Source organism: Acinetobacter sp. S-1 (assembly GCF_059579785.1).
This window is the reverse complement of record NZ_CM184207.1, coordinates 730,151-742,655: the sequence shown is the minus strand read 5'-3', so window position 1 is coordinate 742,655 and position 12,505 is coordinate 730,151. Positions and strand designations below refer to the sequence as shown.

Annotated in this window: 20 protein-coding genes; all 20 read right to left on the bottom strand. The window is 41.1% G+C overall.

The window, feature by feature from the left end; all coding sequences use genetic code 11:
• Window positions 1-152: 152 nt before the first annotated feature.
• The 20 genes from AC52J8_RS03760 to AC52J8_RS03665 all read right to left on the bottom strand — a co-directional run bounded on the left by AC52J8_RS03760 (window position 153) and on the right by AC52J8_RS03665 (window position 12,489).
• Window positions 153-686, bottom strand: coding sequence for a phage-derived protein YdaY family protein (locus AC52J8_RS03760; protein WP_496538872.1), 534 nt, complete (start codon window positions 684-686; stop codon window positions 153-155).
• Window positions 687-733: 47 nt separating this feature from the next.
• Entirely contained in the window at window positions 734-1,654 is a 921-nt protein-coding gene (locus tag AC52J8_RS03755) for a phage tail tube protein (protein WP_496538871.1), read from the bottom strand.
• Between the two features lie 69 nt (window positions 1,655-1,723).
• Window positions 1,724-1,921, bottom strand: coding sequence for a hypothetical protein (locus AC52J8_RS03750; RefSeq protein ID WP_119048070.1), 198 nt, complete (start codon window positions 1,919-1,921; stop codon window positions 1,724-1,726).
• Window positions 1,918-2,448, bottom strand: a complete 531-nt coding sequence (locus tag AC52J8_RS03745) for a Rha family transcriptional regulator (RefSeq protein WP_203080080.1) — start codon at window positions 2,446-2,448, stop codon at window positions 1,918-1,920. The genes AC52J8_RS03750 and AC52J8_RS03745 overlap by 4 nt, the downstream gene beginning before the upstream one ends.
• Before the next feature lie 160 nt (window positions 2,449-2,608).
• Entirely contained in the window at window positions 2,609-3,004 is a 396-nt protein-coding gene (locus tag AC52J8_RS03740) for a hypothetical protein (RefSeq protein WP_496538870.1), read from the bottom strand.
• Between the two features lie 2 nt (window positions 3,005-3,006).
• Window positions 3,007-3,429 (bottom strand): hypothetical protein, encoded by a 423-nt coding sequence (locus tag AC52J8_RS03735; RefSeq protein ID WP_496538869.1) that lies wholly within the window; start codon window positions 3,427-3,429, stop codon window positions 3,007-3,009.
• A 4-nt stretch (window positions 3,430-3,433) separates the two neighbouring features.
• A complete protein-coding gene (locus tag AC52J8_RS03730) occupies window positions 3,434-3,826 on the bottom strand; it encodes a glutamate 5-kinase (protein WP_496538868.1) in 393 nt (130 codons plus the stop codon).
• 3 nt (window positions 3,827-3,829) lie between these two features.
• Window positions 3,830-4,216 (bottom strand): hypothetical protein, encoded by a 387-nt coding sequence (locus tag AC52J8_RS03725; protein ID WP_086399206.1) that lies wholly within the window; start codon window positions 4,214-4,216, stop codon window positions 3,830-3,832.
• A gap of 56 nt (window positions 4,217-4,272) precedes the next feature.
• On the bottom strand, window positions 4,273-4,458 hold the full coding sequence (locus tag AC52J8_RS03720; RefSeq protein ID WP_000818586.1) for a hypothetical protein: 186 nt from the start codon (window positions 4,456-4,458) through the stop codon (window positions 4,273-4,275).
• Window positions 4,459-4,469: 11 nt separating this feature from the next.
• Window positions 4,470-5,486 carry a hypothetical protein gene (locus AC52J8_RS03715; protein WP_086399207.1) on the bottom strand — a complete coding sequence of 339 codons (1,017 nt, stop codon included), beginning with the start codon at window positions 5,484-5,486 and terminating at the stop codon, window positions 4,470-4,472.
• A 17-nt stretch (window positions 5,487-5,503) separates the two neighbouring features.
• Window positions 5,504-6,226 (bottom strand): hypothetical protein, encoded by a 723-nt coding sequence (locus tag AC52J8_RS03710; RefSeq protein ID WP_086611429.1) that lies wholly within the window; start codon window positions 6,224-6,226, stop codon window positions 5,504-5,506.
• An 84-nt stretch (window positions 6,227-6,310) separates the two neighbouring features.
• The gene (locus AC52J8_RS03705; protein ID WP_086611431.1) at window positions 6,311-6,505 is read right to left on the bottom strand and encodes a hypothetical protein; all 195 of its coding nucleotides are present in this window, start codon (window positions 6,503-6,505) and stop codon (window positions 6,311-6,313) included.
• A 116-nt stretch (window positions 6,506-6,621) separates the two neighbouring features.
• Window positions 6,622-6,771, bottom strand: coding sequence for a hypothetical protein (locus AC52J8_RS03700; protein ID WP_171295199.1), 150 nt, complete (start codon window positions 6,769-6,771; stop codon window positions 6,622-6,624).
• Complete coding sequence (locus tag AC52J8_RS03695) at window positions 6,768-7,853, bottom strand: minor capsid protein (RefSeq protein ID WP_086611433.1); 1,086 nt, start codon at window positions 7,851-7,853, stop codon at window positions 6,768-6,770. Before AC52J8_RS03695 ends, AC52J8_RS03700 begins: the two co-directional genes overlap by 4 nt.
• 16 nt (window positions 7,854-7,869) lie before the next feature.
• Complete coding sequence (locus AC52J8_RS03690; RefSeq protein ID WP_086611435.1) at window positions 7,870-9,276, bottom strand: DUF4055 domain-containing protein; 1,407 nt, start codon at window positions 9,274-9,276, stop codon at window positions 7,870-7,872.
• Window positions 9,276-10,559 (bottom strand): terminase large subunit domain-containing protein, encoded by a 1,284-nt coding sequence (locus tag AC52J8_RS03685; RefSeq protein WP_086611437.1) that lies wholly within the window; start codon window positions 10,557-10,559, stop codon window positions 9,276-9,278. Before AC52J8_RS03685 ends, AC52J8_RS03690 begins: the two co-directional genes overlap by 1 nt.
• Window positions 10,519-11,040, bottom strand: coding sequence for a DUF2280 domain-containing protein (locus tag AC52J8_RS03680; protein ID WP_086611438.1), 522 nt, complete (start codon window positions 11,038-11,040; stop codon window positions 10,519-10,521). The genes AC52J8_RS03685 and AC52J8_RS03680 overlap by 41 nt, the downstream gene beginning before the upstream one ends.
• 34 nt (window positions 11,041-11,074) lie before the next feature.
• The gene (locus tag AC52J8_RS03675) at window positions 11,075-11,728 is read right to left on the bottom strand and encodes a putative metallopeptidase (RefSeq protein ID WP_086611439.1); all 654 of its coding nucleotides are present in this window, start codon (window positions 11,726-11,728) and stop codon (window positions 11,075-11,077) included.
• Between the two features lie 41 nt (window positions 11,729-11,769).
• Window positions 11,770-11,952, bottom strand: coding sequence for a hypothetical protein (locus tag AC52J8_RS03670; protein WP_086611440.1), 183 nt, complete (start codon window positions 11,950-11,952; stop codon window positions 11,770-11,772).
• A 54-nt stretch (window positions 11,953-12,006) separates the two neighbouring features.
• Complete coding sequence (locus tag AC52J8_RS03665) at window positions 12,007-12,489, bottom strand: NinB/YbcN family protein (RefSeq protein ID WP_086611498.1); 483 nt, start codon at window positions 12,487-12,489, stop codon at window positions 12,007-12,009.
• Window positions 12,490-12,505 lie beyond the last annotated feature (16 nt).

Below are 12,505 nucleotides of genomic sequence, written 5' to 3'. Positions count from 1 at the left end.
CTCCACATAAGCATTCACTGCTGAGATATCTAGCGCCAGAGGAACACCTTGTTCATAGCGTCTAGATCGTGCAATGGTGTTATATGCAGACAGAATGGAATTAGCTACATAAGAATAGTCAGGCTTAGTTAAAACCTTAGTGTTGTTGAGATTTAAAGCTTTTGCGACTGCGCTTTGCTTTTTGCTGTAGTCGCTCGCTTCTTCTTCTGAACCGAACTTTGCCCACTCGTAGAGGCTGACGACTTTCCCACAACATCATCTCGATATTGATTAGCTTCTGATTGAATCTTTTCTGATTCAGTTCGAATAAAGGACCAGAGAGAAACTCCTAAATCGCCCATGTTAAGCAATTTCGTAGCGTTCTCTGCATTGTATGTAGGTTCGGACTTTAACTGTTCGCCATTAGGACCTTCTTCGACAAAAACCACGCCTTTCCAGTCTTCAATTAAATGGCATGCAACTGCTTCCAGTAGTAACTCATGAAAGAGTTTGTCATCGGGTGAAGCCTTAGCAACATCAAATCCTTTAGCTGTGATTTGGTTATTAGCACGTTCTAAAGCTACTTGATAAGGCTTATAACCAATGCCACGAATCTTGAACTCAGCAAGTACATTACCTTCTTCATCTTTATATTCGCGCCACAAACTGACGTCTTTATTTCTTTGAATATTGACTTCAAGAGCCATGTTATATCTCCAAAAACGAAGGCAGCAATTAAGCTGCCAAATCAGTATTAAGGCGTTGCTGGTGTACGGGTAATTGTTGGAGCTTCATCAACTACAGTGTAGTCAAAAGAAGTATTTAAGATGTCGCCTGTACCACCAGATGGAAGGCTTGCAGTGATTTCAACTTTAGGAATAAATAGTTCATATTCATTACCTTCGCTGTCTGTAATTGGCACTCGTAAAGAGATATTGGCATTCGTGAATTGCTTAGCATACATCTCAGAAGTGTTTTGAGACCAAGCTGCCGTAAATGAGCCTGTTCCTGCTGCAATCATTTCAAGAATCTTCTTAGGATCAATACCACTGCCTAAACAGCGTTGGATCTGCATTGAGTTATCCCAATTGAAAGTGAATGCTGAAATACATGAGATGCCAGCTTGAGAAACACCATCAATCAAAATGTCTCCAACTGAAATGTTGGACATTTTAGGATTGTCATCGGCAGGTGTTACTGTGCCCAATGGAGGAGTAGTTGCACCTAAACGACCTAAAGCCATTAACCCGAAAGTCATGGTGATTAAGCCTTGCTCTGGGATATCAATACCAAAGGTGTTTACATGTGCACCTTTAAAAATGTGGTAGTCATTCACATCAGTGAAGCCGCGAAGCACACTAAATGTTTGACGCACATTTCCGCCAAAGGTCAGAACATTGTTGTCCCAATTATTGAAAGCGGCTGCGGCCATTAAGTCTTGAATTAATGAACTGTATTTAGCTTCACAAGTTAAATCACCAGCATATTCAGCGCCAGTAATCATTGATGATCGAGCAAGACGTCCACTAGTAATAGAGTTTGAATTTTCTTTACTTACGGTTGCATCCAATCCATTTTCGGTGAATTCAAATGTTTGACGATCAAATGGGCTTGGTGTAACCCCAATTGTTGTTTCTTTAGCTATTTGTGTTAGCTGACGTGCACCAGAACTCATCTAAGTTCTCCTTAATTTTCGGGCATTAAAAAGCCCTCGAATTGAGGGCGTTGGATTTGGGTATTTTGGTTAAGGTATGCAGGCGTTTGGCAAAGGATCAATGAAGCCAGAATGCTGATTGTATTCCTGAATAAGAGTGCCGAAGGTTGTAAACTTCAGCGCTAAGTTCCAAGCTTCTTCAATGGCTGCTTCTTTTTCTTTATAGGTCTCGCAATTCTTGAGTAGTTCAAGGCTGAACTGATATGCATACTCTTCGGTAGTTTTCATGCTAATCCACCATTTAAATCAAGCTGTGGCTGAAGCTGATATTCCAATTCCTTAATTTCATTCTCTAGCGGTTCTTTTTCCCATCGCCACTGGCCCATTGCGCTCGCACATCCACTGATTTGTGCTTTTCTGCCTTGGTGATAATTCGTTAGAGAGTTATATCTAGCCCATTTTGATTGGAAAACTTGACTGAGTTGATTAGCCATCCACTCAAATGCATCAATAAATTGCTCTTTAATGGCATCTGCTTTTTCACCATTGAATCCCATCACAAGGAACATGAAGCCTCGCTCAGTCATCTGGTAAAACCCTGTTTGTCGCTTTGTGTTTCCTATCTTCTTGTTTTCTAAGGTAAACGCAAAATTGCGCTCACGAAATTTAGTGGAGCACTTCATATTTTTAATGGAGCGGAGAACGTCTGAATGCCTCTTTCCAAATGCTTGAGCAACTGCATAACTTGTTGTTCTTGGCTCACCGTTATTATTGGTAACCAATGCTCGTAAATTCAATGTTGTCATCATGTTCATAAGAGTTCCTCTTACTAGCTCATGTTCAAAGAAAAGAACTGGCAGGCACACTGAACATGAAAAGTGTGCTTTTCGGGGATCAACCTAGCCAGTGTTCGCCTGAATTTCAGGCATAAAAAAACCTGCCGCTAAGGACAGGTTCGTTTAAAAGTTAAATTCGTTAATTGACGCGATAATTTATTGAAATGTTGTACTGAATGAAATCCCCGTTACTGCCGAGGTTCTGCACTTGACCTTGCAGGCATTCTAACTGGCCGCTCTTAAAGTATTCAAAGTGAGCTAACCAAGCATCTGCAAGCTTTGTTATTGCGACTTCATGCGTGTTCAGACGAGCCATGCAGTTGATGGAGATAATGCCTGTACGTCTTGTGCATGGGGTATCACCAATTGCTGCAATGATTGAACCGCCCCATAGCACATTAATATCACACCACAGCCCATCAACTGGTACAGTAAAGTCTTTATTGGGATATTTAATTCTAGTCTGCTCAATTCCAGTGAATGCCATTGCTCTGGTGATAATGGCTTGTCGTGCTTGATCTAAAGTCATTGCCATTGTTATCCACCATATTTCTGAACAATGTAGTTAAAAGTGAGGCCATAGACACCTTGAGGTGCTTGTCTTGAATAGCCGCCTGCTGTCTTGGGGGTTTCTGGTTTATCAGTAAAATCGCCATATTCAATTTTGGTTGCATAAGGTGCATTTGTTTGAATATAGACAGTTGAGTAAGGCACTAGACGAGATAAAGCGCTTGTACCTTTGCTAATGGTTGAGCCACCACCTTTGTCTTTCTCAGCTTCATTAAATGATTGGTCAGTTTGATCAATGCTAACCCTGTGTGATGCCCTATAAGCTCCTGTGTCTACAGGACTGGCTAATACAACTCCACCTAATGCATCAATCACAATATCTTTTTGCTTTTTGGTTAGATCGGCTTCAATTGTTTTAGTGAAGGCACTCGGTTTGCTTGTCCAGCCCATGGTGTTATACCTTTCTTAACTGACAGATCCACACACTTGATGAGGGGTCCTGACCATAGCTAACAACGCGATAATTCCCACCTTCAATCACCCAAATATCATTAACATCTGGATCAACTAAAGTGCCTGCTGCGTCCTTCACTTCATTTTGCAATAGCACTGCTTTAGAGTCTGTTGCGCGGTAATCTATAGGCTTCACCAAATCTTTAGCCCAACTCCCAAAGAGGACGCCACGACCACCATATACATATTCGGTGTATGTATCCTCACCAGTAGCGGGATTAGATCCAGTTAATATCTTTCGAGTACAGGTAAAGAAATCGACTGCATCCGCCAGTTCATCTTCAGCATCAAAGGCAGCGCCAAGTTCTTTTTGAATCTCATCACGCATCCCCATGGCTTACTCCGTAATGACATATGTGTTGATGTGATACTTCTCGCTAAAGAATGGTTCAAGCAGATCAAGGATGAATTGCATATCACCACTAACTGACTCTTCTTTGCCTGCAACATAGGTCTTGCTTACTGATGTTCCAGATTGAGCGGATACGGTCTTAGAAGCAACTACACCTTCTTTGGTGGTATATAGCTGCCCTGCTGCTGCTAGTTTTGCTAAATAAGCTCCAGCTGTAAGAATTGAATCTGGCACCTCACCTTCTGGATAGTCGGGTAAATTTCTAGCATTAAGCCACGCATTAGCCTGCATCACAGCAATAACTGGATCACCAGTTCCCCACCAGTCAGGCCCTAGCTTTTGAGTCACACTTTCGACTGTTACATAGTTCATAGCTTAATCCTAAAAATCTAATTAAGAAGGACGGCCCGAAAGCCGCCCTGCTTTAGTTATGCACCACCATTCAGCGGTGCTTCTGGCACAGGAACTGCTACTTCTGGATCCTTAATGCCATAGTCACCCGCTGTTTTGGCAGGGTCAAACATTGTGCCTGCTGCTAATGTGTCTGTTGCGTCATCAGCATATCGGCGGTCTGTTGGGTATTGGTATTTGTAGTCTGGTTGCTTCTCAGCCATGACTGCTCTCCTTAAAGGTTAGTAATTAAGAAACGGATTGAAGTGTCTTCAACTGATGAAACAAGATTCCAGTTTTCCGCTTTCTGCAAATCAGCCCAAGATGCGCTTAATGACTCACGAGCAGTACCACCCGTTAAAGTGTCTTTCGGAGCAATGAAACTAAACCCTTGTGGATGAATAAGCATGTTGCGACGAGTCCAAAGGATCTCATGACCAGCACCATTACCAGTTGATTGAGTCTCTTCAACTTTCAAGTCTTTAGCACCAGGCACAGAGTCATAAGCAAATGCACGCGGACCAGCCAGAATGGTAATGAACTTAGCATTAGCACCTGTACCAATTTGCGTATTTGTATCTGTTTCAATGACTGCACGACCGTTGTATACAGTGATTGGAGGCAAGTTATCACTTGTGGTTACTTGTTCAAGCAATTGCTGCTTACGCATTTTTGCTGCAATTCGAGAGTGAACGAACATCACACCACGACCACGTAATGCAGCATTCATTGTGCTTTCAGCATCAATATATGCATCTACTGACCAACGTGAAGCATCTGTAGCTGTTGCTAATGAGATATCAGTAGTGAATCGCTTGCCGTTCGCTTGGTCATAATTACGTAAGCCAATTACTGTTGCTAAAGCGCGGTTTTCAGCAGCTTGCTGCCAATACTTATTCAGCATTCCACCGATAAGCTCTAGTGAATTTACTTTTGATAAGTACTGTCCTAGAACTGACTCGACGAAGCCTTCGTTCATGAAAGCTACACGGCCTTGCATCTCGCCCGCATCAATAAAGCGAGGCATTGCAATATCAGTCAAGATAGTGTTGCCATAGTTCTGTTCAACATTGCCGTCTACACCGTTAATGTATGGAACAACGAATGTTGAAGAACCGCTTGTAAGCAATGGACGTAAAGATTCATCAGATACAAACGCACCTGATTGCACGAGTGGCGAAACTGCCACAGGGTTTGGACGTAGATAAGATAAAACTACGTCACGGTTAAATACTTCTACTAAAGAAGGCATGGAGTTACTCCCAATAATTAATTATTAAATTCGCCATTCGCCATTGCTGTTTGGAACCCTTGAGGATCATTCTTTTGGAATTCCAATCGCTCTTGCGTGGTCATTTCACTTGGTTTCTTGGCAGCTCCACCACCTGAACCACCGCCAGAAGCCCCACTTCCTGACGCATTTGAAGCAACAATTAATGGCTTGAATGCCACATTGCCGCGGAACTCTTTTTTAAGGTCATCAATACTTAAAGCACTAGGTTTGCCCTGCGAATCTAGTACACGTACTTTGACCTCACCGTTTTCGTCAGTTTCAACTTGAAGACGGTTTGTAATGTGTGGAAGCAATACTGCCTCCGAGCCTTTGATAGAAAGCTCACTTGCTAATGATTGTGCTGTTTGCCCGACAGTTAATTTATAGACTTGGTCTTGCAGTGCTTTGGTCACTTCTGCATGTTTAGCTTCTGCCTGTTCGAGCTTGGTTTTCCAAGATGCTTCTAATGCAGCCACATCGCCTTTTTTACGCGCTGCTTCTTCAGTTTCTCGGCGTGCTTGATCTTCAGCCTCTTGACGTTTTTTTTGCTCAGCCTTTTTTTCAGCAAGCAGTTCTTCGTTTTTCTTCTTGAGACCTTCGATATCAGCATCTTGCTGCGGCAGACCTTCAATTTTTAAATAAAATGCACCGTCTTTTTCTTCGTAAAGTGCCTTCATTTCATCTGATAAGCCCTCTAGGCTATCGAGTTTGTATTTCATGTTTTGCTCCCTGAGCGGTTTTGCAGTCACAAACTGCGGGCAATAAAAAAGCACCCTTTCGAGTGCTCTAAATAGAATTAGATTTTACTTTTCAGAAACTGGCTTGCTGGCATCTTCAAGGTTCTTCAATGTGTTGTTCACCGCCTTAGCAGTTCGTCCATACACATCCTTGCCATTTGCAGAATCAACAGGAATCATCACTGTATCTACAGTTGCAGATACCACAGTTGATGCCGCTGATACTGTAGCTTTTGTAAGACTTTCAAGTATTCCGAACATTTCTTTTCTCACAATAAAAAAAGCACCCGAAGGTGCTAAGGTTTGAATTATTTACTTTCTTGGAATAGTCCAAGACCAGAGGATTAGGTCATTAATAAGTTGCTGTTCTGATGTGGTCATAGAAAAACCTTTTTATCTGCACACCATAAAAATAGGATTGCTGCAATTAAAGCCAAATCAACAATTCCTAAGGCAAAAGCTCCTATGCCATCAGCTTTTCCATAAATAAGGGCAATAAAGAGGAGAACGCAAAAGAAATAAATCATAATCCCAACCTCTTAAACATTTCTTCATCAAGCTTTTTGAGCTCAGCAAGCGTGAATGGCTGTCCAGTTAAAGGATCAACAAACTTATCTAGAGAATACTTACCCTCTTTGAATAGTTTGTACCTCGATGGCCCAAGCCAAGACTTTTGAAAAGCTACATCTTGTTTATCAAACCAACCCTTAAACGTCGTATTCGAGTCAACTACGCCTATTTCACCTTCTCCATTCACTTTGTTATTAAATGGACGCATGCCGATTGTTTTTCCTGAGTCATCAGAGACAGGAATTAGAATTGATCTACAGTTCGGGTGAAGTGGCGGCACAGGATGAGGTTCATCTTTCTTGTAGACTTTGTCAGAGTAACCCATGCAGATTTTCGAAGTACGGCTATCAAGCGTTGCAATGAACTTTACATATTCAACACCAATGGATTGATATGTTTCATTCAATGCAACATTAGAAACATGACTTCGAGCAGTACGAACCATTGTAGAAATCTGGTTTCTACTCTGATCAAGCAAACCGTCTTGGTAATTAAGCGCTTTCTTGCCCTTAATTCGCTGAACTATCTGCTGATTAGTCTGACCTTTAGACAAGCCGTCTCGAATAGTTTGCTCTACACGGACTTTTGCATCATCCGCAATCTTCTCAAACAGATAATCAAGCAGCACACCACCACTCAAAGGCGTTTTCTTTGCCTTGTTGAACAGTGTCTTTCCGTTTTGGTCTATTTTTCGATTAGTGAGTGTTTTAGACTGGTATGTAGCTTCGTATACAGCCAATGCTGTTGCGCTTACTGTAAAGCTCTCAAGCAATCCTGACGCTACACTTGCCTGCCAAGTCTGAACAAGTGTTCTAACTTCTTTTAAAACAGGCGTTGTGTATTGCCCTGCCATCAATGCAGTCTTTTCAGCATCACTCAAGTCATCTAGTAAATCTCTTAATTTAGAAAGCATCTCGCTAGAGAGTGCATCAAACTGACTTAAGAGGTTTTTGATTTCAGTTGAAGACAGCCGATAAAGATAAGCTTGATGTGATACCAGAGCATCAAGAAGTGCTTGTTGTGACAACTGGGCGTTCATTTGTCACTCCTAAGATTTAAACCACCATAGATCTATTAGTATTTTCATTCTCAATTCGTAACTGCTCTTTTTTGTAGCTAATTTCTGGAACTTTCCCAGTTGTAAGCAACTCATGGAATGTTTCCATACTCATGCGATTAGCAAGCACCATTTCCCAATAGAACTTAAGCGTATCAAGGTCAATCTTGCCCTTGGCAAAATCTTGCTTAATTGTGAGTTTCGCTTTAGATCCGCTTCCGTAATAAGCAGCACACCATTTAAGCGCATATTCCATCGCCTCATTAGTATTCGCCACACACAAAGAAAGAACACTGTATTGGGCAAGCTTTTCATTATTTGACTGTGTAGCAGTCTTGTTGACTTGTTCAGTCTCAAGAATCTTAGCGCCCATCGCCTGCATGTACTTTTCTTTAGCATCCATAGCTTGCTTGGCTAAGGTGCTTTCACTTACTTGCTTGTAGTCAAATGATGAGCCTTTCGGAAGCATTAAAGGATTCTTAGAACCTAAGCGGACACCATTTTTCTGCAACCAATCTCGCCAACCTTCATCAAGTTCATTAATAACCGGTTGAGCTTGTCCACAAATGAAAACCATCTCTTCATAGCTTGCACTGTTCTGATAATGAGCTAAATTCATTGTGACAATTGGTTCTAATGGGATCGGATCAATATTCCAATCATTAGCCAAAGACCCCAAAGGAATAAAAGGAATTTCATTCCATCTTTGGCCTAATGAATTCGTTGGGAAGAAGGCACCACCACCTTTTAATTCACCTGATTGATCAGTATAAATCTGTACATAGTATTCATTCTTTTCATTAAGGCGAAGTACACGGTAGATATTGATTTCTTTCTTAGAGAACTCGTCCTCTGGATCCTTTTCCGTAGTCTTCTCATGCAAGACAATGAGTTCAGGCTTATAGACCGAACCAACTCGCTTTAGGCTCCAGTTGATAATACTCAACGATTCATAAAATACGATCGTTGGTCGAATACCTAAGCTCTCAGCCTGTTGCAAAGACACATTGCCGTCAGTCGTTGGATAATCCACAAATAAACCACCACGTGCATGTTTAAGCAGACCTTGCACAGAAGATTGAGCTACTTGATAAATCGATTTACCTGTGCCGTCAGCATCGTATTTAAGAAAATCCATTCCATCCGGTTCGAATGTTGGATCCTCAGCAAATACCACGCCGACCATTTTATTTAATGTGTCTTTAGAAATCTCATAGAAGACAGCACGGGTTAAATAAGCCAGATAATATTGATCATTCTGCGTTAAGTCAGACGATACATTGGGTTTGGGTAAATAAAGTTCCCCACGTTCTTTAACTTTGGTGGAACCATCACAGACGTCGTCGATAGTTTTCCAACGCTTTTTCATGTCTGCATAAGCTTGATGTTCAGTATTAACTGGCATTAGTAAACCATTCCTATATCTAGTGATCTTGCAGGACGAATAATCGGGAAGCGTTTGGCGAGAGGATATCCGCCTGCATCTCCGACATGGTCCAAGCCTGATTTCTTATCTGGCATTCCAAAATCGTCATAAACTTGTTGCTCAAAAGTCTCTGTGAGTCTTGGGCATTTATTTGTGTTGACTAAGAGGGTTCGCTCACCATTGCCATTTAAGATCAAAGCATTTACTGCATTAATTCGGTCTTTAATGTTCGGGTTTGTAGAATTGACCTCTACCCTTAAACCTTTCTGTCTCAAGATCGCATGATCAGATTCGCTACTCTTTTTCGATGAAGTAGCTTGGCCTGCTGCATCAGGGATAATTGTCATCTCATGGTTTGGGAACTTTTCAATTAATAGATCGGCCATTGTTGGCGTATCACGAACACCTACCAATTCATCTAAAGCTCTTGGCTTGCCATCTCGAATGACATAAATCACAGCTGCCATCTTCAAGACGTTAAAGTCCATACCAATGAGTAAAGCCTCATTAGGTCTTATTTCCTCATCTGTATGGTTTAAGGTTCGGTCGAAGTCTGGATAAACCGCCCCGCTTGTTAAATTGACAAACTGCCCTTTTAAGTAAGCAGAAATCAATTGAGGTGGATAAGACTCAAACAATGATGCAATGTAGTCATCAGGAAGGTTGGCTTCATTGTCATAAGTTGAAGCCTGAATCATTCCATATAGAGCACGTTTAGCATCACTTAGGTTTGCTTCTTTGACAAATTGTTCATGAGTAAATTTAAAACCTTCTGGTGTTGTTGCTACATCAATGCCGTTCAACAATCCAGCTTGCTTATATCGCATACGAGCAATGATCTTACGCCAAGCCTGTTGAGCCTTTACCTTAGTCATTACATCCAGCTCATCAATCAGTGCGTGCCCAATCTTGAAACCAACAATAGTGTTAGGCTTTTCCATTGACCGGCAAATGATTGTGCTTCGATACTGACGACCATAATAAAGATCAACTTCTTTATTCGATTCATAGATCTTTGTCTTTAATCCCCAATCAAACGCAACTTCGTCAATCGTAGGGAAAAAGATATCCCGGATCTGCGGATACGTTGGAGCAAAGTACCCCAAGGGCACCTTTGGAAATGACCAAGACTTATCACAAAGACTTGAACAACCAACCCATGTTTTACCTGAACCAAAACCAGCAACGAACGCTCTAAATTTATTTGGTAATTGTAAGAAGTTAGCCTGAGGCACATTCAGTGTTGGATTGATGTTCGGCATCTTTTTTACTCGCATCTACAACATGAATAGTGACATTGACTGGCGTTGGATCATCACCTGCACCATCTTCGCCATCTCTAAGCCGCTGGACTTCCAGTTTTTTCAATTCAATATCTAAAAGTTGTAAATCATGTCCATGCATTTCATCCTTTATCTGTTTGATGATGCCTTGCTTCATGATTTTGTTTTTGCCCCAGTCTTCATACATTTTTTGCAGTTCATTGAGGCGGACAGCTTTATTAGCTAAAGGAATGTCATAGACATTGGACTTAAATTCTTCTCTTGTTTTATAAAAAAGTTCTTTAAGCTTCTTTGCCATTTTCTCGCCTGTCACTTTCGTTGGGTCATACCCAGCGCACTGCATGCGATCAATTTCGATGTTAAATCTATTCTTTACAGCGTCTGCTACTTGCTGGGGTGATTCAAAGCATGCAAGAGACTGAACTATAAAGATTTTCATAGGATCAGTTAGTTTTGCCATAACCCCCTCGTCGTATAGATATGTAAAGAATCTCCTAAGCTAGTTTCAACAAACATGTACCACATGCATGAGCAATGTTGGCTCTAGATATAGTTGGACCTTCATTCGCAAGATTAACCATTTTCTGAACTTCTTCAGATGCGCCATAACGCTGAACAACACCATGGAACTCTTCGACATCATGCCCACGTAAATACAATCTAGGCTCACCTACCGATGTATATTCAAACTCGCCAGAATCTTTATTCTTCTTATGTCCAATGTGGTAAAGCTCATGCTCTACAAGTGCACAAAAATCAGTATCACTCATTACCTGACATACACGAGCATCCAGAGTAATTATGTATTTAGGAATATCACCAAACCAATTGATCAATTGCAGTTCCTGACGCTGTTTACGCCACCCTCCTACATTGATCATAACTTTCTCGGTTTGACCATATACCCGTTTATCTTTCGCCTCACATTTAGCATAGGCCCATAAGAATGAAATCTCAGGAGGTTGAAAGCTTAGAAGGTGTTCATGATCTGGATTGTGAAGTTTGCCCCAATAACAGAGAAAGGTTTCTTCAATCCAAGGCCATAGATCATTATTAGCAGGTTCAAAATGTAATAAACCACCACTATCAATTAGGTCTTCATCATGTGCATATGGACTATCTTGTTCAGGCGGATAAGGTCTTTTCATAAATCTCACCCATTAAAAAACCGCCACTTAGGCGGTTCATATTACTCATCAATCTGATCATGGAGCTTTTTGATAAACTCTAAAAGTTTTTCTTTACTTGCATCATTAACTGCAACCAAACCAGTGCTCGCAGCATTGTTTAAAACTGCTACAGTAATGTCGCTCTTAGCTTTGATTTTTGCACTTTCAACCACCGCATCATATTCAATATTATTCATTACCATTTGTTAGTTTCTCATTTTATAAAGTGAGAAACATTAATAATATGAAACCAGCAACTATTCAAGTACATACTTAAGATCATCAGGCGTTTCCAAATAACATCCTTGTTTATTGCAGAAGGCATGAATGTCGTTTAGATATTCAGTGAATTGAGCTGTACTTGCATCTGTAGTGCTTATCAATTCATTTAGACCGTCAGCGACATATTGATACATTGGATGATTCTGCTTCTTCAGTACCTTTACTGCATCGAATGTATTTCTATACTGACCAACATCATCCCGGTAGTAGATGACAGACAGAAACTTTCTTTTGAAGAACAGATGCTCGTAGTCTTTGTCCGTTCCCTGCTTCTTACTCCATTGATTAAGCCACATCCAGTACAAACGGTTTTGAGCCTTTGAGCGATCTTTCTCTTGTGGTGCGATCAATACGACTAAAGGCTTCCCTTCACTCGCTGCCTTACCATGATTCACATTAAGAAAGTTGGTTACTGGTGAAATGTCGCAATGGTTCTTAATAACTTGTCGGAATTCCATTTTGACCTCGCAATAA